The sequence below is a fragment of the Enterobacter sp. 200527-13 genome, assembly GCF_027924865.1.
Lineage (GTDB): Bacteria > Pseudomonadota > Gammaproteobacteria > Enterobacterales > Enterobacteriaceae > Enterobacter > Enterobacter ludwigii.
This window is the reverse complement of record NZ_BSCM01000001.1, coordinates 1,028,023-1,054,034: the sequence shown is the minus strand read 5'-3', so window position 1 is coordinate 1,054,034 and position 26,012 is coordinate 1,028,023. Positions and strand designations below refer to the sequence as shown.

The 26,012-nt window shown below is 53.7% G+C and carries 23 protein-coding genes; 14 read left to right on the top strand and 9 right to left on the bottom strand.

Annotation, left to right across the window (positions count from 1 at the left end; translation table 11 throughout):
* Positions 1-26: 26 nt before the first annotated feature.
* Together QMG44_RS04950 and icd are read right to left on the bottom strand one after the other, a co-directional pair.
* A complete protein-coding gene (locus tag QMG44_RS04950) occupies positions 27-1,073 on the bottom strand; it encodes a glycosyl hydrolase (RefSeq protein WP_086532674.1) in 1,047 nt (348 codons plus the stop codon).
* 590 nt (positions 1,074-1,663) lie between these two features.
* Entirely contained in the window at positions 1,664-2,914 is a 1,251-nt protein-coding gene (gene icd, locus QMG44_RS04945; RefSeq protein WP_086532675.1) for an NADP-dependent isocitrate dehydrogenase, read from the bottom strand.
* Between the two features lie 117 nt (positions 2,915-3,031).
* Between icd and rluE the strand changes: the two genes are divergently transcribed.
* The 8 genes from rluE (at position 3,032) to QMG44_RS04905 (ending at position 10,839) form a co-directional block, all read left to right on the top strand.
* The gene (rluE, locus tag QMG44_RS04940; protein WP_032681233.1) at positions 3,032-3,685 is read left to right on the top strand and encodes a 23S rRNA pseudouridine(2457) synthase RluE; all 654 of its coding nucleotides are present in this window, start codon (positions 3,032-3,034) and stop codon (positions 3,683-3,685) included.
* 9 nt (positions 3,686-3,694) lie between these two features.
* On the top strand, positions 3,695-4,168 hold the full coding sequence (locus QMG44_RS04935; RefSeq protein ID WP_020884456.1) for an NUDIX hydrolase: 474 nt from the start codon (positions 3,695-3,697) through the stop codon (positions 4,166-4,168).
* A 40-nt stretch (positions 4,169-4,208) separates the two neighbouring features.
* The gene (mnmA, locus tag QMG44_RS04930; protein WP_032670452.1) at positions 4,209-5,321 is read left to right on the top strand and encodes a tRNA 2-thiouridine(34) synthase MnmA; all 1,113 of its coding nucleotides are present in this window, start codon (positions 4,209-4,211) and stop codon (positions 5,319-5,321) included.
* Positions 5,322-5,348: 27 nt separating this feature from the next.
* On the top strand, positions 5,349-5,978 hold the full coding sequence (gene hflD, locus QMG44_RS04925; protein ID WP_086532676.1) for a high frequency lysogenization protein HflD: 630 nt from the start codon (positions 5,349-5,351) through the stop codon (positions 5,976-5,978).
* Between the two features lie 19 nt (positions 5,979-5,997).
* Positions 5,998-7,368 carry an adenylosuccinate lyase gene (gene purB / locus QMG44_RS04920; protein WP_032681234.1) on the top strand — a complete coding sequence of 457 codons (1,371 nt, stop codon included), beginning with the start codon at positions 5,998-6,000 and terminating at the stop codon, positions 7,366-7,368.
* A gap of 122 nt (positions 7,369-7,490) precedes the next feature.
* Positions 7,491-8,162: a two-component system response regulator PhoP gene (gene phoP / locus QMG44_RS04915; protein ID WP_032670531.1), complete on the top strand. Its 672-nt coding sequence runs from the start codon at positions 7,491-7,493 to the stop codon at positions 8,160-8,162.
* On the top strand, positions 8,163-9,626 hold the full coding sequence (gene phoQ, locus QMG44_RS04910; RefSeq protein WP_086532677.1) for a two-component system sensor histidine kinase PhoQ: 1,464 nt from the start codon (positions 8,163-8,165) through the stop codon (positions 9,624-9,626).
* Positions 9,627-9,717: 91 nt separating this feature from the next.
* Positions 9,718-10,839, top strand: a complete 1,122-nt coding sequence (locus tag QMG44_RS04905; RefSeq protein ID WP_086532678.1) for a cupin domain-containing protein — start codon at positions 9,718-9,720, stop codon at positions 10,837-10,839.
* 58 nt (positions 10,840-10,897) lie between these two features.
* Here QMG44_RS04905 and pepT read toward each other — a convergent pair whose 3' ends face one another.
* Positions 10,898-12,121: a peptidase T gene (pepT, locus tag QMG44_RS04900; protein ID WP_086532679.1), complete on the bottom strand. Its 1,224-nt coding sequence runs from the start codon at positions 12,119-12,121 to the stop codon at positions 10,898-10,900.
* Between the two features lie 233 nt (positions 12,122-12,354).
* Between pepT and potA the strand changes: the two genes are divergently transcribed.
* The 4 genes from potA to potD are packed head-to-tail and all read left to right on the top strand — an operon-like array spanning position 12,355 to position 16,166.
* Positions 12,355-13,506, top strand: a complete 1,152-nt coding sequence (potA, locus tag QMG44_RS04895; RefSeq protein WP_182268660.1) for a spermidine/putrescine ABC transporter ATP-binding protein PotA — start codon at positions 12,355-12,357, stop codon at positions 13,504-13,506.
* Positions 13,490-14,347 (top strand): spermidine/putrescine ABC transporter permease PotB, encoded by an 858-nt coding sequence (gene potB, locus QMG44_RS04890; protein ID WP_086532681.1) that lies wholly within the window; start codon positions 13,490-13,492, stop codon positions 14,345-14,347. The genes potA and potB overlap by 17 nt, the downstream gene beginning before the upstream one ends.
* Positions 14,344-15,135, top strand: coding sequence for a spermidine/putrescine ABC transporter permease PotC (gene potC / locus QMG44_RS04885; RefSeq protein WP_281852999.1), 792 nt, complete (start codon positions 14,344-14,346; stop codon positions 15,133-15,135). Before potB ends, potC begins: the two co-directional genes overlap by 4 nt.
* Positions 15,132-16,166 (top strand): spermidine/putrescine ABC transporter substrate-binding protein PotD, encoded by a 1,035-nt coding sequence (gene potD / locus QMG44_RS04880; protein ID WP_014169602.1) that lies wholly within the window; start codon positions 15,132-15,134, stop codon positions 16,164-16,166. Before potC ends, potD begins: the two co-directional genes overlap by 4 nt.
* 47 nt (positions 16,167-16,213) lie before the next feature.
* Here potD and QMG44_RS04875 read toward each other — a convergent pair whose 3' ends face one another.
* A complete protein-coding gene (locus tag QMG44_RS04875) occupies positions 16,214-17,443 on the bottom strand; it encodes an EAL and HDOD domain-containing protein (RefSeq protein ID WP_281852998.1) in 1,230 nt (409 codons plus the stop codon).
* Positions 17,444-17,680: 237 nt separating this feature from the next.
* Between QMG44_RS04875 and QMG44_RS04870 the strand changes: the two genes are divergently transcribed.
* Entirely contained in the window at positions 17,681-19,612 is a 1,932-nt protein-coding gene (locus QMG44_RS04870) for a methyl-accepting chemotaxis protein (protein WP_086532684.1), read from the top strand.
* 46 nt (positions 19,613-19,658) lie between these two features.
* Here the strand turns inward: QMG44_RS04870 and cobB are convergent, their stop codons facing one another.
* The 5 genes from cobB to lolC are packed head-to-tail and all read right to left on the bottom strand — an operon-like array spanning position 19,659 to position 24,598.
* Entirely contained in the window at positions 19,659-20,480 is an 822-nt protein-coding gene (gene cobB, locus QMG44_RS04865; RefSeq protein WP_014169599.1) for a Sir2 family NAD+-dependent deacetylase, read from the bottom strand.
* A gap of 14 nt (positions 20,481-20,494) precedes the next feature.
* Positions 20,495-21,406 carry an N-acetylglucosamine kinase gene (gene nagK, locus QMG44_RS04860; protein WP_025204444.1) on the bottom strand — a complete coding sequence of 304 codons (912 nt, stop codon included), beginning with the start codon at positions 21,404-21,406 and terminating at the stop codon, positions 20,495-20,497.
* Between the two features lie 54 nt (positions 21,407-21,460).
* Positions 21,461-22,705: a lipoprotein-releasing ABC transporter permease subunit LolE gene (gene lolE / locus QMG44_RS04855; protein WP_014169597.1), complete on the bottom strand. Its 1,245-nt coding sequence runs from the start codon at positions 22,703-22,705 to the stop codon at positions 21,461-21,463.
* Entirely contained in the window at positions 22,705-23,406 is a 702-nt protein-coding gene (lolD, locus tag QMG44_RS04850; protein ID WP_025204445.1) for a lipoprotein-releasing ABC transporter ATP-binding protein LolD, read from the bottom strand. Before lolD ends, lolE begins: the two co-directional genes overlap by 1 nt.
* On the bottom strand, positions 23,399-24,598 hold the full coding sequence (gene lolC, locus QMG44_RS04845) for a lipoprotein-releasing ABC transporter permease subunit LolC (RefSeq protein ID WP_086532685.1): 1,200 nt from the start codon (positions 24,596-24,598) through the stop codon (positions 23,399-23,401). Before lolC ends, lolD begins: the two co-directional genes overlap by 8 nt.
* 256 nt (positions 24,599-24,854) lie before the next feature.
* Here lolC and QMG44_RS04840 point away from each other — a divergent pair, with 256 nt between their 5' ends.
* Positions 24,855-25,928, top strand: a complete 1,074-nt coding sequence (locus QMG44_RS04840) for an acyltransferase family protein (RefSeq protein WP_032677891.1) — start codon at positions 24,855-24,857, stop codon at positions 25,926-25,928.
* Positions 25,929-26,012: the final 84 nt, after the last annotated feature.

Genomic DNA, 26,012 nt, shown 5'->3' with positions numbered 1-26,012 from the left:
GAATCAACGTGACACCGGAACGTACATTAACTCAGAACGCTGCCGTTCCATACATCTCCGAGATTTATTACCCGGTCATTATTGTATGCACCAGAGGCATTCAGGTTTTTCAGCGGGCTCCAGTCATTGTTCCAGGGGATAAACATGGTTGCTTTAGGGTATTTCTGAAGAATAACACTCACTAAGTTTGCATAATCAAACTGGCCGTTAATTGTTGATGGCCCCACCTCAGCAAAGGCAAACGGCTTATTCAATGCCACCATTTCATCGTAACCGTTTACAGTGGCAGGATTGTCTGTATACAAGTCCAGGCCAGTAATATCAACATACTCTGCGCCAGGGTAATAAGATGTCTTATAATCCCGGTTTGCATCAGGAGAGAAGACCCAGAGTAAATTGTTTAACCCTTTCGTTTTAACGAAATAATTAAAGATATCCTGATACAGGCGTCGATACAGATCCATACGTACAGTATCGTTTGTATTCTCACCGGTTGCCCCCCACCAGAACCACTCGCCATTCATCTCATGCAAGGGTCGATAAAAGACGGTGACACCTTTCTCATTCAGTTGCTGTAGGCCCTGAGCGACCTTATCAAGCATTGCCAACCAGCGCCCACGCGACGGTGTTCCAGACTGTAAGATTGCAGAAAATTCATCATTACTCACAGGATGCTTGAGAGCCCCCTTTCCATCACCAGGATTATTCCCCGCAAAGCAAGGGCTTGGTAAATGGTGGCTGATCGCAACCAGTCCGCCTTTTTTCCAGTGGTCGATCAGATCGGCATTACAACCAAAATCGATCAAACTGGCTTCCTCTCCAGGGGGACAGGCATCCCAGCCACGGGCATAGTCAGCGCTATAAATAGCGGGGAATTTCCCGGTCAGGGCCTGCAGGTCTTTTCCTTGTTGCAGGGAAAAAGCATCGACGCCGCCGATATTGCTATAGCCACCAAAAATACCTGAAATGAGCTTTTTACCCTGTCGTTCGGACAGACCACTCAACCACTGATAAATCATTTTCGCATTATTATCTGCAGACTGATTTGCGGGTACTACAGTAAAAGTACTCATTTGTAGAATATCCTTACGTCTCGATTGGAAAATACATGGCAATGAATGACCATGCGTGTTTGCTATGTACACAATAAAACCGACATTACCCGGCTTTATTTTTTCGTACAGTTTGTCTCATTTTTCCCACTACCGCGGAAAGTGCCAGCGCAGCAATACCGTTTGATTAAATAACTTGCTGCGACAGGGATATTTATATCAGCCGCCTGCTTAAAATGATGCTAATTCACGTTGTGCTATCTCCCGTAATACGAGTGATATTCCGCACACCAGAAAGTTATGCTGACAACAGAATTAATGAGGGTTTCACCGTAATCGCGTCGTACCCGATAAGTCAGATCAGGTATTCATGAGCGCGGCACCGGGTGAGGCCGGACACCATAACAATGAATTTAGTGAGACGTGGAATTAAGATACTCAAGAAATTTTGGGGTATACATCGCCGAATCAAACGGCGAAAGCTCATGATGGCCCGGTAAAGCGTGGACGGTAAATGCTATTGAAGGGAGGGGTTTTAATAACCGTACGAAATCGAATAATAAAAAACGGGAACCCATCGGCTCCCGTTCTTGTTTAACCCAGACTCTGGATTACATGTTCGCGATAATCGCGTCGCCAAACTCTGAGCATTTCAGCAGCTTAGCGCCTTCCATCAGACGTTCGAAATCGTAAGTTACGGTTTTCGCGTTGATCGCGCCTTCCATACCTTTAACGATCAGGTCTGCGGCTTCGAACCATTCCATATGACGCAGCATCATTTCTGCAGATAGGATGATAGAACCTGGGTTCACTTTATCCTGGCCGGCATATTTTGGTGCCGTACCGTGGGTCGCTTCGAACAGTGCGCACTCGTCACCGATGTTCGCACCAGGGGCGATACCAATACCGCCAACCTGCGCCGCCAGGGCGTCGGAGATGTAGTCACCGTTCAGGTTCATACAGGCGATAACGTCATATTCGGCAGGACGCAGCAGGATCTGCTGCAGGAACGCATCGGCGATCACATCTTTAATGATGATCTCTTTGCCTGTGTTCGGGTTCTTGATCTTCCGCCATGGACCACCGTCGATCAGCTCACCACCGAACTCTTCCATCGCCAGCTGGTAGCCCCAGTCTTTGAATGCGCCTTCGGTGAACTTCATGATGTTGCCTTTGTGAACCAGCGTCACAGAGTCACGGTCGTTGGTGATCGCGTATTCAATGGCCGCACGCACCAGACGTTTAGTCCCTTCTTCGGAGCAAGGCTTGATACCGATACCGCAATGCTCAGGGAAGCGAATTTTCTTCACGCCCATCTCTTCGCGCAGGAATTTAATCACTTTCTCTGCGTCAGCAGAGTCCGCTTTCCACTCGATGCCCGCGTAGATGTCTTCTGAGTTTTCGCGGAAGATAACCATGTCGGTCAGTTCAGGGTGCTTAACCGGGCTTGGGGTGCCCTGATAGTAACGAACCGGACGCAGACACACGTACAGGTCCAGCTCCTGACGCAGCGCAACGTTCAGGGAACGAATACCGCCACCGACTGGAGTTGTCAGAGGGCCTTTAATAGCAACGCGGTAGTCGCGGATCAGGTCCAGCGTTTCAGCTGGCAGCCAAACGTCCTGGCCATAAACTTGAGTAGATTTTTCACCGGTGTAAATTTCCATCCAGGAAATTTTACGCTCGCCTTTGTAGGCTTTCTCAACAGCGGCATCAACCACTTTCAGCATTGCCGGGGTAACGTCTACACCGATACCGTCACCTTCGATGAACGGGATAATCGGATTGTGAGGAACGTTAATCTTGCCGTTTTGCAGGGTGATCTTTTTACCTTCCGCCGGAACAACTACTTTGCTTTCCATTAACCTCTCCTTCGAGCGCTTCTGGTTGTTACTGATCTTATGTTAATAAATTGTAATGAGCCCTTCGATAGTACCTGATTGTCCGACGCCATGAAAGGTCTTCGTTAATAGGCTATAATGCGGCAATTGATAACGTCTGAAAATACCATGAAGAAAACTTCTTTTACAAAACACCGGGTTGAGCGATTCAGCTCACGACAAGCCGCCAGAAGACCACAAGAATCCCAGCCAAAGCGGGTTATTTTGTTCAATAAACCCTACGATGTTTTGCCGCAGTTTACTGACGAAGCCGGACGCAGCACGCTGAAGGATTACATTCCTGTTCAGGGCGTCTACGCCGCCGGCCGTCTGGACCGGGATAGCGAAGGACTTCTGGTCTTAACCAACGATGGTGCCTTACAGGCCAGGCTCACTCAGCCGGGCAAACGCACGGGAAAGATTTACTTCGTCCAGGTTGAAGGTGAACCGGATGAAGAGACGCTGGCGACATTACGCCGCGGCGTGACGTTAAACGATGGTCCTACCTTGCCTGCAGGTATTGAGCTCGTCAGCGAGCCGGAATGGCTGTGGCCACGCACCCCGCCGATCCGCGAGCGCAAATCCATCCCGACGAGTTGGCTCAAGATCACCCTTTATGAAGGCCGTAATCGCCAGGTTCGCCGGATGACCGCACACGTGGGCTTCCCTACCCTGCGACTTATTCGCTACGCCATGGGCAACTACACCCTGGATTCACTGGCAAACGGTGAATGGCGGGACGTTACCCCTTAAGGAGTCACTATGTTTAAACCGCATGTCACGGTCGCCTGCGTGGTTCACGCGCAAGGTAAGTTTTTGGTCGTAGAAGAGAGTATTAACGGCAAGGCGCTGTGGAACCAGCCAGCCGGGCACCTTGAAGCCAATGAAACCTTACTGCAGGCCGCCAAACGCGAACTGTGGGAAGAGACCGGTATCCACGCGGAGCCGCAACACTTCATCCGTATGCACCAGTGGATTGCCCCTGATCACACTCCGTTCCTGCGCTTTTTATTTGCCGTCGAGCTTAGCGAAACGTGCGCCACAGAGCCGCAGGACGATGATATCGATCGCTGCCTGTGGGTCACTGCCGAAGAGATCCTGAACGCGCCAAACCTGCGCTCGCCGCTGGTTGCCGAGAGTATCCGCTGCTGGCAGTCTGCTGGTCGCCTGCCGCTTGAGGTGATTGGAGAATTTAACTGGCCGTTTACAGAGGGTGCCAATGGTGGGGGGGCGTGATAGAATACGCCGCCTTGAAGTTCAATGTCGTGAGTATTCCATGTCAGATAACAGCCAGAAAAAAGTGATCGTCGGCATGTCCGGCGGTGTCGATTCCTCCGTTTCCGCCTACCTGTTGCAACAACAGGGCTATAAGGTGGAGGGCCTGTTCATGAAGAACTGGGAGGAAGATGATGGCGAGGAATATTGCACTGCTGCTGCGGATCTCGCCGATGCGCAGGCGGTGTGCGATAAGCTGGGCATTGAACTGCACACCGTTAACTTTGCCGCAGAATACTGGGACAACGTCTTCGAGCTTTTCCTGGAAGAGTACAAAGCCGGTCGTACCCCGAACCCGGACATTCTGTGCAACAAAGAGATCAAATTTAAAGCCTTCCTGGAATTCGCCGCAGAAGATCTGGGCGCAGACTATATTGCGACCGGGCACTACGTGCGTCGTGCCGATGTGAATGGCAAAAGCCAGCTGCTGCGCGGTCTGGATGGCAACAAAGATCAAAGCTACTTCCTTTATACACTCAGCCACGAACAGATTGCGCAAAGCCTGTTCCCGGTAGGCGAGCTTGAAAAGCCGCAGGTGCGGAAAATCGCCGAAGAGCTGGATCTGATCACCGCGAAGAAAAAAGACTCCACCGGTATCTGTTTTATCGGCGAGCGCAAATTCCGCGACTTCCTTGGTCGTTACCTGCCGGCACAGCCGGGCAAAATCGTTACCGTCGACGGTGATGAGATTGGTCAACATCAGGGGCTGATGTACCACACGCTGGGCCAGCGTAAAGGGCTGGGTATTGGCGGCACCAAAGAAGGCAGCGAAGATCCGTGGTACGTCGTAGATAAAGATGTCGAAAACAATATTCTGGTTGTTGCTCAGGGCCACGACCATCCGCGTCTGATGTCCGTCGGCCTCATCGCACAACAGCTGCACTGGGTCGATCGTGAGCCGCTGAAGGGTACGCTGCGCTGCACGGTAAAAACACGCTATCGCCAGACCGATATCCCTTGTACCGTCACCGCGCTGGATGATGAACGCATTGATGTGCGTTTCGACGAGCCGGTTGCGGCGGTCACCCCAGGCCAGTCCGCCGTATTCTACAGCGGCGAAATCTGTCTGGGCGGCGGGATCATTGAACAGCGCCTGCCTCTGCCGGCCGTTTAACACGATTGCACACATAAAGGAGAACGTGTGGCGAAGAACTATTATGACATCACCCTGGCACTGGCTGGAATTTGCCAGTCTGCCCGTCTGGTGCAACAGCTGGCGCATCAGGGTCATTGCGATGCTGACGCGCTGCACGTTTCACTCAACAGCGTTATCGACCTCAACCCCGGTTCGACTCTGGGTGTCTTCGGTGGGAGTGAAACCAATCTTCGTCTCGGTCTTGAAACTTTGCTTGGCGTGCTTAACGCCAGTAGCCGTCAGGGGTTGAGCGCGGAGCTGACCCGCTACACGTTAAGCCTGATGGTGCTGGAGCGTAAGCTCAGCGCGGCTAAAGGCGCCCTTGATACGCTCGGTGACCGCATTGCCGGGCTGCAGCGCCAGCTCGACCATTTTGATCTGCAGTCCGAAACGCTGCTCAGTGCCATGGCCGGCATTTATGTTGACGTCATCAGCCCGCTGGGCCCACGTATTCAGGTCACCGGCTCTCCTGCCGTGCTGCAAAGCCCGCAGGTTCAGGCAAAAGTACGCGCCTCCCTGCTGGCGGGTATTCGTGCCGCCGTGCTGTGGCATCAGGTTGGCGGTGGCCGCCTGCAGTTAATGTTTTCTCGTAATCGCCTGACGACTCAGGCAAAACAAATTCTTGCTCATTGTTAACCTCCCGGAGTTGCGAATTATGGAATTATCCTCACTGACCGCCGTATCCCCTGTAGATGGACGCTACGGCGATAAAGTCAGCGCGCTGCGCGGGATCTTCAGCGAATATGGTTTGCTGAAGTTCCGTGTTCAGGTTGAAGTACGCTGGCTGCAAAAGCTGGCCGCCCAGGCAGCAATCAAGGAAGTTCCTGCTTTTGACGCCCAGGCAAACGATTACCTCGATAAAATCGTTGCTGACTTCAACGAAGAAGATGCTGCGCGCATTAAAACTATTGAGCGCACCACCAACCATGACGTAAAAGCGGTTGAGTATTTCCTGAAAGAGAAAGTGGCAAGCGTGCCTGCTCTGCATGCCGTGTCTGAATTCATTCACTTCGCCTGTACCTCAGAAGACATTAATAATCTGTCTCATGCGCTGATGCTCTCCACCGCGCGTAAAGAAGTGGTGCTGCCTTACTGGCGTAAAATCATCGACGCGGTAAAAGCACTGTCTGTCGAATATCGTGATATTCCGCTGCTGTCCCGAACCCACGGTCAGCCGGCCACTCCCTCCACGATGGGTAAAGAGATGGCAAACGTGGCGTACCGTATGGAACGTCAGTATCGTCAGCTGGAGCAGGTCGAGATTCTGGGTAAAATCAACGGTGCGGTAGGTAACTACAACGCCCACATCGCCGCCTACCCGGAAGTGGACTGGCATCAGTTCAGCGAAGCGTTCGTGACCTCTCTGGGCATTCAGTGGAACCCGTACACCACCCAGATTGAGCCGCACGACTATATCGCGGAACTGTTTGACTGTATCGCTCGCTTCAACACCATTCTGATCGATTTCGATCGTGACGTGTGGGGTTACATCGCGCTGAACCACTTCAAACAGAAGACCATCGCCGGTGAAATTGGCTCCTCAACCATGCCGCACAAAGTCAACCCAATCGACTTCGAAAACTCCGAAGGCAACCTGGGTCTGGCGAATGCGGTGCTGCAGCACATGGCGAGCAAACTGCCGGTTTCCCGCTGGCAGCGCGACCTGACTGACTCCACCGTGCTGCGTAACCTGGGCGTGGGTATCGGCTACGCGCTGATCGCGTATCAGTCCACCCTGAAAGGTGTAAGCAAACTGGAAGTGAACCGCGACCGTCTGCTGGACGAGCTGGATCACAACTGGGAAGTGCTGGCAGAGCCCATTCAGACCGTCATGCGTCGTTATGGCATTGAAAAACCGTACGAGAAACTGAAAGAGCTGACGCGCGGCAAACGCGTAGACGCCGAAGGCATGAAACAGTTTATCGACAGTCTGGAACTGCCAGAAGACGAGAAAACCCGCCTGAAAGCGATGACCCCGGCAAACTATATCGGCCGTGCCATCACCATGGTTGACGAGCTGAAGTAACCTCCCTTCCCCCTTTCCGCCTGGAAAGGGGGCTGCTTTTCCCCGGTTTACTTAATGTTTATCCCCACAACAACATAATCAGCGTTAAACTATTCATACCATTCATATAGGGAGAAAAGATGATGCGCGTACTGGTTGTTGAGGATAACGCATTGCTACGCCATCACCTGAAGGTTCAGCTTCAGGAGATGGGACATCAGGTGGACGATGCCGAAGATGCAAAAGAAGCCGATTATTATCTCAATGAGCACCTGCCGGACATCGCCATCGTCGATCTCGGATTGCCTGATGAAGACGGTTTGTCGTTGATTCGTCGCTGGCGCAGCCATGATGTCTCCCTTCCGGTTCTGGTGTTGACCGCACGTGAAGGCTGGCAGGACAAGGTTGAAGTGCTCAGCGCGGGCGCGGATGATTACGTCACCAAGCCGTTTCACATCGAAGAAGTGGCGGCACGCATGCAGGCACTGCTACGCCGCAACAGCGGCCTGGCCTCCCAGGTGATTTCGATTCCCCCTTTCCAGGTTGATCTCTCCCGTCGTGAATTCTCGATCAATAATGAAGTCATTAAGCTGACCGCGTTTGAATACACCATCATGGAAACGTTAATCCGCAACAGCGGCAAAGTGGTGAGCAAAGATTCCTTAATGCTTCAGCTTTATCCGGATGCCGAGCTGCGTGAGAGCCACACGATTGATGTGTTGATGGGACGTCTGCGCAAGAAAATTCAGGCGGAGTACCCGCAGGACGTGATCACGACCGTCCGTGGTCAGGGTTATCTGTTCGAAATACGCTAAATGAAAGGGATCTTGCGTCATATTCTGCCCCTCTCGCTGCGGGTTCGCTTTTTACTGGCAACAGCCGCCGTCGTGCTGGTGTTATCCCTCTCCTACGGCATGGTGGCTCTGGTGGGCTACAGCGTCAGTTTTGATAAAACAACTTTTCGACTGTTGCGTGGTGAAAGCAACCTGTTTTATACCCTGGCGAAATGGGAAAACAACACGATCACCGTCGAAATGCCGGAAAACCTTAACCAGCAAAGCCCGACCCTGGCCCTGATTTATAACGAAAAGGGAAAACTACTTTGGGCACAACGTGATATCCCATGGCTGGTTAAAAGTATTCGTCCGGAATGGCTTAAGACCAATGGTTTCCACGAACTTGAAGCCGATCTGAACACCACCAGCTCGCTGCTGCGCGAGGACCGCTCCCTGCAGCAAAAGCTGAATGAGATCCGCGCAGACGATGCCGAAACAGAAATGACGCACTCCGTGGCGATTAACCTCTACCCGGCCACGATGAACATGCCGCAGTTAACCATCGTGGTAGTCGATACCATCCCGGTCGAACTTAAACGTTCTTATATGGTATGGAACTGGTTCGTCTATGTTCTTGCCGCGAATCTGCTGCTGGTAATCCCGCTGCTGTGGCTCGCCGCGTGGTGGAGTTTACGCCCCATCGAATCGCTGGCGAGAGAGGTGCGCGAGCTGGAAGAACATCATCGTGAGAAGCTCAACCCGGAGACTACCCGGGAGCTGACAAGCCTGGTGCGTAACCTCAACCGTCTGCTGAAAAGCGAACGTGAGCGCTATGATAAATACCGCACCACCCTCACCGACCTCACGCATAGCCTGAAGACACCGCTGGCGGTGATGCAAAGTACTCTGCGTTCGATGCGCAGCTCAAAGCTGAGCGTTGATGACGCCGAGCCGGTGATGCTGGAACAGATCAGCCGTATTTCTCAGCAAATTGGTTACTATCTGCACCGTGCCAGCATGCGTTCCGGCAGCGCGTTATTGAGCCGCGAACTGCATCCTGTGGCACCGCTTCTGGATAACCTCACCTCCGCGCTCAACAAGGTTTACCAGCGCAAAGGGGTCAATATCAGCCTCGATATCTCTCCCGAAATCAGCTTTGTTGGTGAACAAAATGATTTCATGGAAGTGATGGGCAATCTGCTGGATAACGCCTGTAAATATTGCCTGGAATTCGTGGAAGTTTCCGCGCGTCAGACGGATAACGAATTGCATATTATCGTTGAGGATGATGGCCCGGGGATCCCGCGCAATAAACGTGATGTGGTATTCGACCGCGGTCAGCGTGCAGATACGTTGCGCCCCGGCCAGGGGGTTGGGTTAGCGGTGGCACGCGAAATCGTCGACCAGTACGACGGAAAAATTAAAACCGAAGACAGTTTACTCGGAGGCGCCAGAATGGAGGTCATTTTCGGTCGCCAGCAGCCCACATCGAACGATAGTTAGCCCGTTATGTGAAAAATGCGAGGATCTCGCACCCAGGCTCCTGTGCTTCCGTTATAATCCGAGTCAGTAAGAGCCTGCGGAATAAAAAAATATGGATTATCACTTAACACTTAACTGGCCCGAATTTATTGAACGTTACTGGCAGAAACGCCCGGTCGTTCTTAAACGCGGGTTCAGCAATTTTGTCGATCCTCTCTCCCCTGACGAACTGGCCGGCCTGGCCATGGAGAGCGAAGTCGACAGCCGCCTGGTAAGCCACCAGGACGGGAAATGGCAGGTCAGCCACGGTCCTTTCGAAAGCTACGATCACCTCGGTGAAAACAACTGGTCATTACTGGTTCAGGCGGTTAACCACTGGCATGAACCGACTGCGGCGTTAATGCGTCCGTTCCGCGCCCTGCCCGACTGGCGAATGGACGATCTGATGATCTCCTTCTCCGTGCCAGGAGGGGGCGTTGGTCCGCATCTGGACCAGTACGACGTGTTCATCATTCAGGGTACAGGCCGCCGCCGCTGGCGCGTGGGCGACAAAGTGCCGATGAAACAGCACTGCCCGCATCCGGACCTGCTTCAGGTCGATCCGTTTGAAGGGATTATCGATGAAGAGCTGGAGCCGGGTGATATTCTCTATATCCCACCAGGCTTCCCGCACGAAGGGTATTCGCTGGAAAACTCGCTGAACTACTCCGTCGGATTCCGCGCACCAAGCGGTCGCGAAATGATCAGCGGCTTTGCTGACTACGTGCTGCAGCGTGAACTGGGCAGCCATCGTTACAGCGATCCGGATGTACCTGCACGCGAGCACCCGGCTGATATTGTGCCAGCCGAACTGGACAAGCTTCGCGGCATGATGCTGGATTTGATCAATGAACCGGCGCATTTCAGCCAGTGGTTTGGTGAGTTTATCAGCCAGTCACGCCATGAGCTGGATGTGGCACCGCCAGAGCCGCCATACCAGGCCGACGAGATTTATGACGCATTGCAGCAGGGCGACAAACTGGTTCGTCTGGGCGGGTTGCGCGTACTGCGCATCGGTGAAGATGTTTTCGTTAACGGCGAGAAGCTGGACTCCCCTCACCGTCCGGCGCTGGAGGCTATTGCCAGCCACCTGACCTTAACGGCTGATGCCTTTGGCGATGCGCTGGAAGATCCCTCTTTCCTCGCGATGCTCGCCGCGCTGGTGAACAGCGGGTACTGGTTCTTTGAGGACTAAACCGTAGAGTAAAAGAGTGCCGGGGGGCGGCTTCGCCTGACCCGGCCTTTTTTTGTCATTACCGCGCCGCGGTCAGCTCCGCAATTCGCACAATCACCTTCACCGCTTTTTCCATTCCTTCCAGCGTCACGAACTCGTGCTTGCCGTGATAGTTGTAGCCACCGGTAAACAGATTCGGGCAAGGCAGCCCCATGAACGACAGCTGCGAACCGTCTGTGCCGCCACGAATCGGTTTTAACAGCGGTTCAATATCACAGTCACGCATTGCCTGCTGCGCGATATCGAGGATATGCGGATGCGCCATCACTTTCTCGCGCATATTGTAGTAGCTGTCTTCAATAATCAGCTCGATATAGCAATCCGGATGCAGGCCCTTACCGACCTTTTTGGCTATCTCCATCATCTTACGTTTACGCGCTTCAAATGCTTTACGGTCAAAGTCGCGAATGATGTAGTGCATCTGCGCACTGTCTACGGTGCCCTTAATGCTGGTCAGGTGATAAAAACCTTCATAACCGTCGGTCTGTTCCGGGCTCTCTTCTGGCGGAACTTCCGCATGAATACGCGACGCCAGCGACAACGCATTCACCATGACCCCTTTGGCGGAGCCAGGATGAACGTTGTTTCCGACGATTTTGATTGTCACGGACGCGGCGTTGAAATTCTCGAACTCCAGTTCCCCTACACCGCCACCGTCGACGGTATAGGCCCACTTCGCGTTAAAGGCCTCTACGTCGAAGTGTTTTGCCCCCTTACCGACCTCTTCATCCGGCGTAAAGGCGACACGGATATCCCCGTGCAGGATATTTTTCTCTTTCAGCACCGCCAGCGCCGTCATGATCTCGGCAATCCCCGCTTTGTCATCGGCACCCAGCAGCGTTTTGCCGTCGGTGGTGATGAGCGTCTGACCGAGCAGCTGGTGCAGCACCGGGAACATCACCGGCGACAGTACTTCGTCACCAATCCCCAGCGCAATGTCGCCGCCGCGGTAGTTTTCAACAATCTGCGGGTTCACATGTTTACCGCTAAAATCCGGAGAGGTGTCGACATGGGAGATAAAGCCAATCGCCGGGATATCACCGGAGACATTCGCAGGCAGCGTTCCCATCACAGTGCCTTTCTCGCTTAACGTGACGTTAACCAGCCCCATGGCGTCGAGCTGCTCTTTGAGCAGGTTTAATAACTTCCACTGGCCTTCGGTGCTTGGCACCTGGCGGACACCCGGTTTAGATTGGGTATCCAGCGAAACGTACTGTAAAAAACGCTCAAGTAATTTATCCATGCAGTCACCCTCACTTTTTGTGACAACATTATCAATAAGCATCAAAAGGCAAATATTGCGTCAGGTCACTTTTATCCCGCAAACGAGAATATTTTCCGTTTATATCGTATCCGTTAGTAAATGTAGCTTATGAATCAGTGACAAGGATTGGCGATTACAGTGGTTTGCCGTAGAATGTCCGCCCTCATTACGAGTCACCAAGGTGGTTACACACAAACCCCGCTTCGGTCTGCATCCCGGAGCGTCTATATGGGACAGCGCAAAAATTGAATACACAATCCCGTTCACGTTCACCGCTGGTGCAACTGGAACGAATTCGTAAAAGTTTTGATGGTAAAGATGTTATTTCCGGGCTCAACCTGACCATCAATGACGGTGAGTTCCTCACGCTGCTTGGCCCCTCTGGCTGCGGCAAGACAACCGTACTGCGCCTTATCGCCGGACTGGAAAACGTCGATAGCGGTCACATCCACCTTGAAAACCAGGATATCACCCAGGTCCCCGCCGAAGAGCGGCACGTGAATACCGTCTTTCAGAGCTATGCCCTGTTTCCGCACATGACCGTGTTCGAGAACGTCGCATTTGGCTTGCGGATGCAAAAAACGCCGGCCAGCGAGATCCCTGCTCGCGTTACCGACGCGCTGCGCATGGTGCAACTGGAAGAATTTGCCCAGCGTAAGCCACACCAGCTTTCCGGCGGCCAGCAGCAGCGCGTTGCTATCGCCCGCGCTGTGGTCAATAAACCGCGTCTGCTCCTGCTGGATGAGTCACTTTCCGCGCTGGACTATAAACTGCGCAAGCAGATGCAGAACGAGCTTAAAGCCCTGCAGCGCAAGCTCGGCATTACCTTTGTCTTCGTTACCCACGATCAGGAAGAAGCACTCACCATGTCGGACCGTATCGTGGTGATGCGTGACGGCAAAATCGAGCAGGACGGCACGCCACGTGAAATCTATGAAGAGCCGAAAAACCTGTTCGTGGCCAGCTTCATTGGGGAGATCAACATTTTCAACGCCACGGTGATTGATCGCCTGGACGAACAGCGCGTGCGGGCCAACGTAGAAGGCCGCGAGTGCAATATCACCGTGAATTTCGCCGTCGAAAAAGGGCAAAAGCTTAACGTCCTGCTGCGCCCGGAGGATCTGCGCGTTGAAGAGATCCACGGCAATACTGATGCCGAGGGACTGATTGGCTATATCCGTGAGCGCAACTATAAAGGGATGACGCTGGAGTCTGTCGTCGAACTGGAAAACGGTAAGATGGTGATGGTCAGCGAGTTCTTTAATGAGGACGACCCTGATTTCGACCACTCCCTCGACCAGAAAATGGTTATCAACTGGGTAGAAAGCTGGGAGGTTGTACTGGCTGATGAAGAACACAAATAAATTCCAGAATGTGGTGATTGCTACTATCGTCGGTTGGCTTGTGTTGTTTGTCTTCTTACCCAACCTGATGATCATCGCCACCAGCTTCCTGACCCGCGACGATACTGACTTCGTAAAGCTGGTCTTTACGCTGGACAACTACTCGCGTCTGCTCGATCCGCTCTATTTTGACGTGCTGTTGCACTCGCTTAATATGGCGCTGATCGCCACCTTTGCCTGCCTGGTGCTGGGTTATCCCTTTGCATGGTTTCTGGCGCGTCTGCCGCAAAAAGTGCGTCCACTGCTGCTCTTTTTGCTGATCGTGCCTTTCTGGACCAACTCCCTGATCCGCATCTACGGGCTGAAAATTTTCCTCAGCACCAAAGGCTATCTGAACGAGTTCCTGTTGTGGCTGGGCGTGATTGATACGCCCGTGCGCATCATGTTTACGCCGGGTGCGGTCATTGTGGGCCTGGTCTACATCCTGCTGCCCTTTATGGTGATGCCGCTCTACTCCAGCATTGAGAAGCTGGATAAACCGCTGCTGGAAGCTGCGAGAGACCTGGGCGCCAGCAAACTGCAGACCTTTATCCGGATTATCATTCCGTTGACCATGCCTGGCATCATTGCAGGTTGTCTGCTGGTAATGCTGCCGGCAATGGGCTTGTTCTACGTGTCCGACCTGATGGGCGGCGCGAAAAACCTGCTTATCGGCAACGTGATTAAGAGTCAGTTCCTGAACATTCGCGACTGGCCGTTCGGTTCCGCTACCAGCATTACGCTCACGGTGGTGATGGGTCTGATGCTGTTGATCTACTGGCGTGCTTCACGATTACTGAATAAAAAGGTGGAACTCGAATGATCGGTCGACTGCTTCGCGGCGGTTTTATGACCGCCATCTATGCGTATCTTTATATTCCGATCATTATTTTGATCGTGAACTCGTTTAACAGCTCGCGTTTCGGCATCAACTGGCAAGGTTTCACTACCACCTGGTACAGCCTGCTGATGAACAACGACAGCCTGCTGCAGGCTGCTCAGCACTCCCTGACGATGGCGATTTTCTCCGCCACCTTCGCCACGCTGATTGGTTCACTTACCGCCGTAGCGCTCTATCGCTATCGCTTCCGGGGTAAACCGTTCGTCAGCGGGATGCTGTTTGTGGTGATGATGTCGCCTGATATCGTCATGGCGATTTCGCTGCTGGTGCTGTTTATGCTGCTGGGCGTCCAGTTGGGCTTCTGGTCACTGCTGTTCTCTCACATCACTTTCTGCCTGCCGTTTGTGGTGGTCACCGTCTTCGCACGCCTGAAAGGGTTTGACGTGCGCATGCTGGAAGCCGCAAAAGATCTGGGTGCCAGTGAGATGATCATCCTGCGCAAAATCATCCTGCCGCTGGCGATGCCCGCCGTTGCTGCCGGATGGCTGCTGAGTTTTACCCTGTCGATGGACGATGTGGTGGTCTCCTCCTTCGTCACCGGCCCGAGTTATGAAATTCTGCCATTGAAGATCTATTCAATGGTGAAAGTCGGCGTCTCGCCCGAGGTGAAAGCGCTGGCGACCATACTGTTAGTGTTCTCGCTGGTGCTGGTGATTGCCAGCCAGGTTATTGCTCGTGATAAAACAAAATCTCAGGGGACAATGAAATGAAAAAAATGCTTGCCGCTGCGGCACTGGTGCTCGGAATGGGTGCCGCGCACGCTGATGACAGCAAAACGCTCTATTTCTATAACTGGACCGAGTACGTGCCACCAGGCCTGCTGGAGCAGTTCACGAAAGAGACGGGCATCAAGGTTATCTATTCTACCTATGAGTCGAATGAAACCATGTACGCCAAGCTCAAAACTTACAAAGAAGGCGCGTACGATCTGGTCGTCCCGTCGACCTATTTCGTCGATAAAATGCGCAAAGAGGGCATGATTCAGAAGATCGATAAAACGAAGCTCACTCACTTCAACAATCTCGATCCGGAGATGCTCAATAAGCCGTTTGACCCGAATAACGACTACTCCATTCCTTACATCTGGGGCGCAACCGCCATTGGTGTCAACAGCGAGGCTATCGATCCGAAAACCGTTACAAGCTGGGCCGATCTGTGGAAACCGGAATACAAAGGCAGCCTGCTGTTAACCGACGACGCGCGCGAAGTGTTCCAGGTAGCGCTGCGTAAGCTCGGCTACTCAGGCAATACGACGGACCCGAAAGAGATTGAAGCGGCCTATAACGAGCTGAAAAAGCTGATGCCTAACGTGGCGGCATTCAACTCTGATAACCCGGCAAACCCGTATATGGAAGGCGAAGTGAATCTGGGCATGGTGTGGAACGGCTCCGCGTATGTTGCCCGTCAGGCCGGTACGCCGCTGGAGGTAGTGTGGCCGAAAGAAGGCGGGATCTTCTGGATGGATAGCCTCTCTATTCCTGCAAACGCGAAGAACGTTGACGGTGCCCTGAAGCTGATTAACTTCCTGCTGCGCCCGGACGTCGCGAAACAGGTTGCGGAGACCATTGGTTATCCCACCCCGAACCTCGCCGCGCGTAAGCTGCTCAGCCCGGCCGTCGCGAACGACAAATCGCTCTATCCGGATGCGCAAACCATCAGTAAAGGCGAGTGGCAAAACGATGTCGGTGACGCAAGCCGCATCTATGAAGAGTATTACCAGAAATTAAAAGCGGGCCGGTAAGCGGCCAGGCTTTCTTCCTCACTCCGTCTTAGCGGAGTGAGGAACGATTAACTGACGGCGTTCTCCCCGGCCCAGATCGTGGCCTTCCTCATCGTCTCTACGATGTCTTCCTCTGCCAGCCCCAGCGCGTGACTTATTCTGCTTGCCTCATCCCACTGCTGCTGCTCGTAGTAATGGCAGAGGCGAACCATGTCCGCTAACTGCCCTTCCTGATGGCACAACGCATTACTCACGCTCTGCGGGACAGCAATTTGCGTCATCAGCTCTGCCATCGGCAGCTCAAGCAGGGTATCAAGCAGTGAGAACAGACCGCACATGAACGCATTCTCAGCCAGCATCGGCTCGTTCAGTTTCTCGGCAATCAGTTCACAGAATTTCCCGCGCATCATACTCATCGGGTAAAGCTCGGTGACAGTGTCGTTGGCTGCACTTGCCAGCACTACAACGGCTACAAACCTTCTGAGCTGATTTTCTCCAAGGTACCTCAGCACTTCACTCAGGGTTAACTTGCTGAAATTACAGACCCCCATGTGTTTAAAAGCGGTGTGCTTCATATAGCGCATGATTTTATAGGACAGCGTGAGGTCGCTTTTGATTAACGCCTCGATGATCCGAAAGTCAGGTTTATTGCGTCCTACTTCCATTTGCAGACGGAAAATTGCAAGCTGATTTTGCGATAGCCGTTTATATTTAATCACCTCCGGACGACAGAAAAAATATCCCTGAAAAAGAGAAAATCCGGCATCGCTGTATTGTTTGAATTCCTCTTTAGTCTCAATTTTTTCAGCCAGATATTTAATATGCCCGGTCAGGCTTTTACGCTCACTCAGGTAATTTTGAATTTGCGCTAAGGTGTAATTCTGGACATCGAATTTGATGATGGAAATATAGGGCAAGAAAACATCCCATTCCGGTGCGAGAGTGAAATCATCGAGCGCAAAGCAGTACCCGTGCTCATACATTTCTCTCACGGCCTGCAAAAGCGCCTCACCCGGGTCAGCATCTTCAAGGATCTCAATGACCACGTTGTTTTTGTCCAGCGCCTCAGCGCTGCGGTCGATGATCATCCGGGAAGGAAAATTGATAAACGACGTATGTTCTCCGGCGATGCGCTGGGACGGCACGGATAAGAACTGGTCTGATATCATTCTGGATGTGGCATATTCCGCCGACACATCCGGGAAACGGTTGGTCATTCCGTCTCTGAAAAGCAGCTCATAGGCCACGGTATTCATATCGAGGTTAAAAATGGGTTGTCTCGCGATAAATCCATACATATCCCATCCTCCTGAACGTCTTTATATTTATTAGCATCCCCTATCTGCACAACGATAACGAGCATTATCGAACACTAATTTGATTGAATGCACAAAATAAAAGCATCCACACTAATTAACGGGAATTAGCGATCAAAAATTTAAATTAAATATACCCGGTGCTCTACAGAAACATGGCGAAATATCCGATAAGTGATCTGTGCCTGCCCGACATGCACGTCATTACGGGAGTTGAGAATGAAAGACGCCATGGTCCGAAAACAAAAAATAAGAGTCAAGACGTTGATGCTATTGTCCATTTTCCTCACCGTGACGGTGGGCTTTACGGCAACGATCGGTTTTATGATGTGGCAGTGGATGGATCAGCAAGAAGTGCTGGCTAAAAAACACATCCGCCAGATTGCTGAAGTGCAGTCGTTGCAGGTCAGTAAACAGATGGATTCCGCTCTGGCGGCCGCACGGGACATGGGAAATAGCGCTCAGGCACTGCGCGACGCGGGCATCGCTGATCGACAGGGACTCAACCAGCTGCTAATCCATTATCTCTCAGCGCACCCTCAGTTTCTTTCAATGTCGATGGCCTTTGAACCTGATGCCTTCGATGGCAACGATGCCACCTTTGCCGGTCAGAGCGGTGAACATCCCGCCGGACGTTACGCCCGCTACGTTGACCGCGACGCCACAGGCAAACCGGCATTACATCTGCTGACGGACATCGAAACGCCCGGCAGCGGCGATTATTATCTGCTGCCGAAGCAACGGCAAAAAGATGTCATCATCGAACCCTATATTTATCCCTACAATGGGGTGGACGTAATGCTCACCTCGATTGCCGCCCCCATCATGCGTGAGGGTCAGTTCCTGGGGTCCGTCACGTCGGATTTCTCGCTCGCTACCCTGCAATCGATGATCGGGGCGATTAAACCGTGGAACGGTACAGGCTACGCCCTGCTTCTGTCGGCGGGCAACAGCGTGGTTTCCAGCCCGGATAAACGTGCCGTAGGCAAGCCTTACACCGGAACTGTCACAGGGGATGAAGTGATACGCACAAACGATCCTCAACTGAAGGAAGAGGCGTTTATCACCTGGCAGGCGATTACCATCGGCAACAGTCAGACGCCCTGGAAGCTGGCTATCGTCACCCCGGTCAGCGAAGTGATGGCCGAGGCAAGACAATTTTTACTGAAAGCCATCCTCCTGATGGTGTTAAGCATTGTGGTTGTCAGCCTGGTCATGGCGCAAATCTTTACCCGTAAAGTGGACCGCCCGGTGGGGGGCGAACCGTCAGATGCCGCCGGGATCGCGCTGGCCGTGGCCGGAGGCGACCTGAACAACGCTATCCCGGTGCGTCCCGGAGATACCAGCAGTATTTTTTACGCCCTGCACACCATGCAGATGCAGCTCAAGCGCATCGTGGGTAACATCAGCGAAGCCAGCCACTCCGTTCACGGTGGCACCAGTGAAATTTCGGCAGGCAATCTCGATCTGGCCTCACGCACCGAAGAACAGGCAGCGGCGATTGTCGAAACCGCGGCCAGCATGGAAGAGATTTCGGTCACGGTGAAAAATAACGCCGACAATGCGCACAAAGCTACCACCCTTACCGATCGCGCCGCGACCCTTGCCGGACATGGCGAGACGCTGGTCAACGATGTCGTGGTGGTGATCGGGGAAATTGACGAAAGCGCCCGTAAGATTGGAGAGATCAACAGCATTGTGGACGGTATCGCCTTCCAGACCAATATTCTGGCGCTGAATGCCGCCGTAGAAGCGGCGCGTGCGGGCGAACAGGGGCGCGGTTTTGCAGTGGTGGCGGGTGAAGTTCGCAACCTTGCCCAGCGAAGCGCCAACGCGGCAAAAGAGATCTCCCAGCTGATAGCCGAGTCTTCAGGTCGTGTCAGCAAAGGCGTTGAGCTGGTCAATGAAACCGGCGTCATGATGAAGCAGGTCATTGAGGCCGTGTCGCATGTGCATCTGGTGATTAACGATATTGTTCAGGCTCTGGATGAGCAGAATCGGGGAATTAGCCAGGTCAGCATTGCCGTCAATCAGATGGACAGCACGACCCAGCAGAACGCGTCCCTGGTACAACAGATCTCAGCAGCGGCCCTGTCGCTGGACGAACAGGCGAAATCGCTGGAGAAAACGCTGGCGTACTTTACGCCATAAACAAAAAAGGGACCCGCAGGACGGGTGCCTTTTCAGGCTATCGCGATTACAGCCCTTTCAGGAGCTTATCGACAAACTCCGGTACGACGGTACTGGCCAGGCCATAGTGCTTTTCTTCGAACTCGCTGCCCACCTGGCTCGGCTCAAGATTCAGCTCAACCGTATGCGCACCGTGCAGCCGCGCTTCGTGAACAAAGCCGGCCGCCGGATAGACATGGCCAGACGTGCCAATCGCGATAAAGACATCCGCCATGGCCAGCGCGCTGTAGATGTCATCCATACCAAGCGGCATTTCACCAAACCAGACCACATGCGGACGCAGGCGCGACGGAAACTGGCAGCAGTGGCACTTATCTTCAGGCAGCACGTCCTCTTTCCAGTCCAGCACCTGACCGCTCCAGGCGCAGCGAACTTTCAGCAGTTCACCGTGCATATGGATGATGTTTTTGTTACCGGCCCGTTCATGCAGATTGTCGATATTCTGCGTAACCAGCAAAAAACGATCGCCAAGCGCCTCTTCCAGCTTCGCCAGCGCCAGGTGCGCCGGATTAGGCACAACCTCTGGCTGCTGCAGCTGACGACGGCGGGCGTTATAAAACGCCTGCACAAGATCCGGATCGCGGGCAAAGCCTTCCGGCGTCGCCACATCCTCAACACGGTGCTCTTCCCATAACCCGTCCGCAGCGCGGAAAGTGCGAATACCTGACTCTGCGGAGATCCCCGCCCCGGTCAGCACCACCACTCTGGGTTTATCCATCGCTTCTGGCATCATTCTGTCTCTGAAAAAGATCCGCTGGCGCAAGCGCTCACGTAAGCGGCGTTTATTTTTGCGAAAACGGCTGAGTCGACCTAAGCGACGCGACAGCATAAAAACCTCGTAAACTAATCGGTGAGATGAAGGAATGCGGCTCCGCGCATCCCTCCTGCGTCCCCGTGTCGCGCACGTTCAATACGCGGCACGCGGGCAACCGGCAATAAATGTCGGGGCAAACGCCCGGACAGCTGTTCCGTTAACGCGCTAAAGTTTGAAAGCCCTCCCCCAATCACCAGCAGATCCGGGTCGACGATGGTGAGAATATTTCCCAGACACACCGCCAGCAGATCCAGATAGCGCTCAACGTGCTCTCGCGCCTGCGCATCCCCCTGCTCCCACAAGGTAATGATTTGAGGGGCTTCAAGTTTCTGATGATAGAAGTGTTCGTAAAGCCATGCAAACCCACGTCCGGAGAGGTAGTTCTCAATACAGCCATGCTGACCGCAACCGCAGCGGGTCAGCGGGAAGTCGCGCCCGACGACCGCCAGGGCATCAACCGGCAGGCGGATATGGCCGAACTCTCCCGTAATGTAACTGCGCCCGGTAATCGGCTTACCGTTGATGACGATCCCTCCCCCTACGCCCGTGCCGAGGATCAGCCCCATCACCAGCGGATAGCGCTGAAACTCATCGTCCCAGGCTTCGGAGAGCGCAAAACAGTTGGCATCATTATCTAAACGCACGTCGCGTTCAAGCAGAGCGGAGAGATCGGCGCGCAGCGGTTTACCGCTGGCAGCAGGAACGTTGGCCGCATACAGCGTACCATCGTCAGTTTCGGGCATTCCCGGAATACCAATGCCGACGCTGCCTTTCACGCCAAAACGTGAATCAGCTTGCGCCACCAGTGCGGCAATGGCAGTTAAAAATTCATCGTAGCTTTCGCGTGGCGTGGGAACGCGGGTTTCCCACTGCAGTTTGAGGTTTTTATCAAACACGCCCAGCGCAATTTTGGTGCCGCCAATATCAAATCCATAATACATCATGCATTCCTCTTTTTGATTTGGCGGCCTGACGACCGCTAAATCATGACGTAATTACTGGCCACTTAGTACCCTCGCCGGATCAATTCGGCTTGCGCGACGCGCCGGATACCAGCTTGCCAGCAGACTCAGTAAAAGTGCCGTTACCAGCACATAAAAAACGTCCAGCCAGTGCAATTCAGACGGCAGGAAGTCAATAAAATAGATATCACCCGACAGGAACTGGTGGCCAATAAGCGCCTCGATGCCATTGATAATTGGCGTCAGCTGCAGAGAAACCACCACGCCAATCACCACGCCGCAGAGGCTCCCGAACAGCCCAGCCAGCAGACCGTACCAGACAAAGATGGCGCGAATAAGACCGTCTTTTGCCCCCAGGGTACGCAGGACGGCGATGTCGCCGCTCTTGTCTTTGACCGCCATCACCAGCGTCGAAACGATATTAAAGCACGCGACCCCAATCACCAGCACCATCGCCAGATACATAATGGCGCGGATCATCTGGATATCACGGTACATATAACCGTAAGTGCCAATCCAGCTTTTGATGTAGACATAGTTATTGGTCACGCTGCCGGCATCACGCACTAGTTTATTGGCGTTGAAGACGTCGTTGACCTTAATGGCAATCCCCGTCACGCTGTCGGCCATGTCGAGATACTGGCGCGCATCTTCCATCGGCACCATCGCAAAGCTGTGATCGAGCTGGCCGCTTAACTGAAGAATACCGGTGACGTGCAGGCGTACACGTTTAGGCTGCTGCAGCTTGTGGTCGGCACTGGCGTTCGGGATCATGATAGAGACCCAGTCGCCCTGCTTAACCTTCAGGGCCTCGGCAACGCCTTTGCCCATAATAATTTGCTGTTCACCGGCCTTAAAGTTTGCCCACGCGCCGTTTTGCACATATTTCGGCAACGCGCTGAGGCGCTCTTCCTGCACCGGGTTCACCCCTTTTACCTGAATGGCGCGCAGGTTAACGCCGCTCTCGACCAGCCCGGTAAAGTTAATGTAAGGCGCGGCCGCCACGATGCCTGGCACTTTTTCGATTTTGCTCAGGGCATCGCTCCAGTGCGTCCACGGCTGATTCACCGGTTCGATTTCACCGTGCGGGACCACCGCCAGGATGCGGTTATTCAGTTCACGCTCAAAACCGTTCATGGCGCTAAGGCCCACGATCAGCACCGCCACCCCCAGCGCAATACCGATGGTGGAGATCACCGAGATCAGTGACACCATGCCGCCGCGACGACGTCCGCGGCTAAAACGCAACCCTATGAGTAACGATAACGGTGAAGCCATTACTCCGCCCCCATCAGGGTCAGCTCTGGGTTCAGATGACCGTCGCGCATCTCAAGCTGACGCCCCATCCGTTTTGCCAGCTGGAGATCGTGGGTTACCACCAGAAACGCGGTTCCCTGCGAGGCATTCAACTCACCCAGCAGCTGGAAAATACTGTCCGCGTTGCGGGCGTCCAGGTTACCCGTTGGCTCATCCGCCAGTACCAGGCGCGGATTGTTGACCAGCGCACGCGCAATGGCCACACGCTGGCGTTCACCGCCGGAAAGTTCAGAAGGACGATGGTTACCGCGATGCCCAAGCCCAACCGCTTTCAGCATATCGCTGGCGCGGGTAGTAATTTCTGCGGGTTTCTTTTTACCAATCAGCAGCGGCATCGCCACGTTTTCCAGCGCCGTGAAATCCGGCAGCAGGTGGTGAAACTGGTAGATAAAGCCCAGCTCGCGGTTACGCAGCTCCGCTTTTGCCGCAGATGACATTTTGCTCATCGGCTGGCCGGAGAAAATCACGTCACCGCTGGTGGGTGTATCCAGCCCACCGAGCAGGTGTAATAACGTACTTTTCCCGGAGCCGGAACTGCCCACAATCGCCATCATCTCACCTTCGCCTACGCTGAAGCTCACATTGTGCAACACGTCAGTCTGCACAGTGCCTTCCTGATAGCGTTTGGACAGGTTGTCGCATTGCAACAGGATCTTATTCATAACGTAAAGCCTCAGCGGGTTGAGTGGCGGCAGCGCGCCAGGAAGGATAAAGCGTAGAAAGCAGCGCAATGGCCATCGCAGCCAGCGCAATTCCAATCACCTGTAACGGTTCGATAGCCACGGGCAGCGCCGCACCATCAAGCAGAGCGCCGATGATCGGCATTAAATTGTTAAGCTGGCTGGCGAGCAGCGCCCCCAGCGCCGCACCGAGTAGCGCACCGATAATCCCGGCACTGGCACCCTGCACCATAAATACCGCCATGATCTGGCGCGGCGTTAGCCCCTGAGTCTGCAGAATGGCTACCTCACCCTGCTTTTCCATCACCATCAACCCCAGTGAGGTGATGATGTTGAAGGCCGCGACCGCCACGATCAGGCTCAGCAGCAGCCCCATCATATTTTTTTCCATCCGCACGGCCTGGAACAGCTCGCCCTTGCGTTCACGCCAGTCCTGCCATTTGGTCCCTTCCGGCAACGTTTGCTGGCTGAGGGTATCCACTTTTAGCGGGGCGTCGAGCCACAGGCGCCAGCCGGTGATATTCCCCGCCGGATAGCGCATCAGACGTGACGCGTCCTGAATATTCACCAGCATCTGATAACCATCGACTTCGCTGTTGGCGGCAAACGTGCCAACCACCTTAAACAAGCGCTGGCTTGGCAAACGTCCCATCGGCGTAAACTGACTGGCCGACGGTACCATTACGCGCAGCTGGTCGCCACGGTTGACGCCAAGCTGCCCGGCCAGTTGCTCGCCGAGGATCACGTTATATTTGCCGGCTTCCAGGTCGGTCTGCTTCACGTTCACGAGGAACGGCGTCAGCGGGTCGTTTTGCGCCGGGTCAATGCCCAGCATCACGCCGACCGCCACGCTACGGGCGCTTTGCAGCACCACATCGCCCGTGGTTAACGGCGCAACGCGCGTGACACCCTGTAACTTCGCCGCGCTTTCCGGGAGCTGTTGTGGGTTAACGGAACCGTTGGTTGAGGAGAGGATAGCCTGCGGCATCAGCCCCAGGATGTTGTTTTGCAGCTCGCGCTCAAAGCCGTTCATGACGGAGAGAACCGTCACCAGAGCCATTACGCCAAGCGTAATGCCAATAGTCGAAAGCCAGGAGACAAAGCGACCGAAGCGGTCCGCGGCGCGCCCACGCATGTAACGTAAGCCTATGAAGAGTGCGACAGGTTGGTACATGAAATCCGTCTGTTTGCTGATAGCAGACCCACGAGTATATAAGCGAATCCCTTAAGCGTAAATGACTGAAACCGTAAGCTTTGGTAATCATTTTTCTGAAAAATTCAGATAAATCAGGGTACTACTCTCTGAAACCCCACTGTACAGCCTCCACCTTTTCCGAAAAACCTCCTGATACAGACTGTTACCCGTTACATCACGGTTTTGTTTAACAACAATTGTTCGTTCGTTTATGGCAAAAAGGTAGTCGCGAACAATGAAGCAAAAAGCATTATGGATTAACCAGATAAAAGGGCTGTGTATCTGCCTGGTGGTTATCTACCATTCAGTCATCACCTTTTATCCCCATCTCAATGGGTTACAACATCCGTTATCCGGTCTTCTCGCCAAATGTTGGGTCTATTTTAATCTCTATCTTGCTCCCTTCCGCATGCCGGTGTTTTTCTTCATTTCCGGCTATCTGATTCGACGTTACATTGATGAGGTGGACTGGCGTACCAGTCTCGATAAACGGATCTGGAGCATTGTCTGGGTACTGGCGCTGTGGGGCGTTCTGCAATGGCAGGCGCTGAGCCACCTCAACGCCTGGCTTGCTCCCGAGCGTGAACTGGCCACTTCCTCCAATGCGGCCTATGCCGATTCCCTTTCCGGGTTTGTGAAGGGAATGCTCACCGCCAGCACCAGTCTCTGGTATCTGTATGCCCTGGTGGTCTATTTCACGCTGTGTAAACTGCTGAGCCGCTGGAAGCTGCCGGTACTGGGGCTGCTGGCACTGGCGAGCGTCGCGATAAACTTCCTGCCGCTGCCGTGGTGGGGAATGAACAGCGTGGTGCGCAACATGATCTACTACAGCCTCGGCGCGTGGTATGGCGCTGAGCTGATGGCGTGGATGAAAGGGTTCAATCTGCGTCGCGCCTGGCTGGCGTTAGCCGCGTTCGCTGCCATTTCTGTGGTGCTGTGGTTTGCTAACGTCCCGCTGCTGCTCTCCCTGCTGTCGATTGTGTTGATCATGAAGCTTTTCTACAGCATTGAGCAACGTTATGCCGTCCATCCTAATAATCTGCTTAACGTGATCGGTTCTAATACCATCGCGATTTATACCACCCATCGCATCCTGATTGAGGCCTTTAGCCTGTTCCTGATTGGTGAGATGAATGCCGCATACTGGCCGGTCTGGGCGGAGCTGACGTTGATTCTGGTCTACCCGTTTGCCAGCCTGTTGCTCTGCACCGTTGCCGGGCTTGGGGTGCGTAAGGTCTCCACCGCACTGTTTGGTGATGTGTTCTTCTCCCCGCCTTCCACGCTTTCTCCGTCATCGGCCAGCCGCTGATGCGCTTTTCGCCCCCTTTTGGGGGCGAATTTCCTCCCTGTGCGGTTCCGGTTTGATTATGTAAAACGATCGAGGATAATAAAG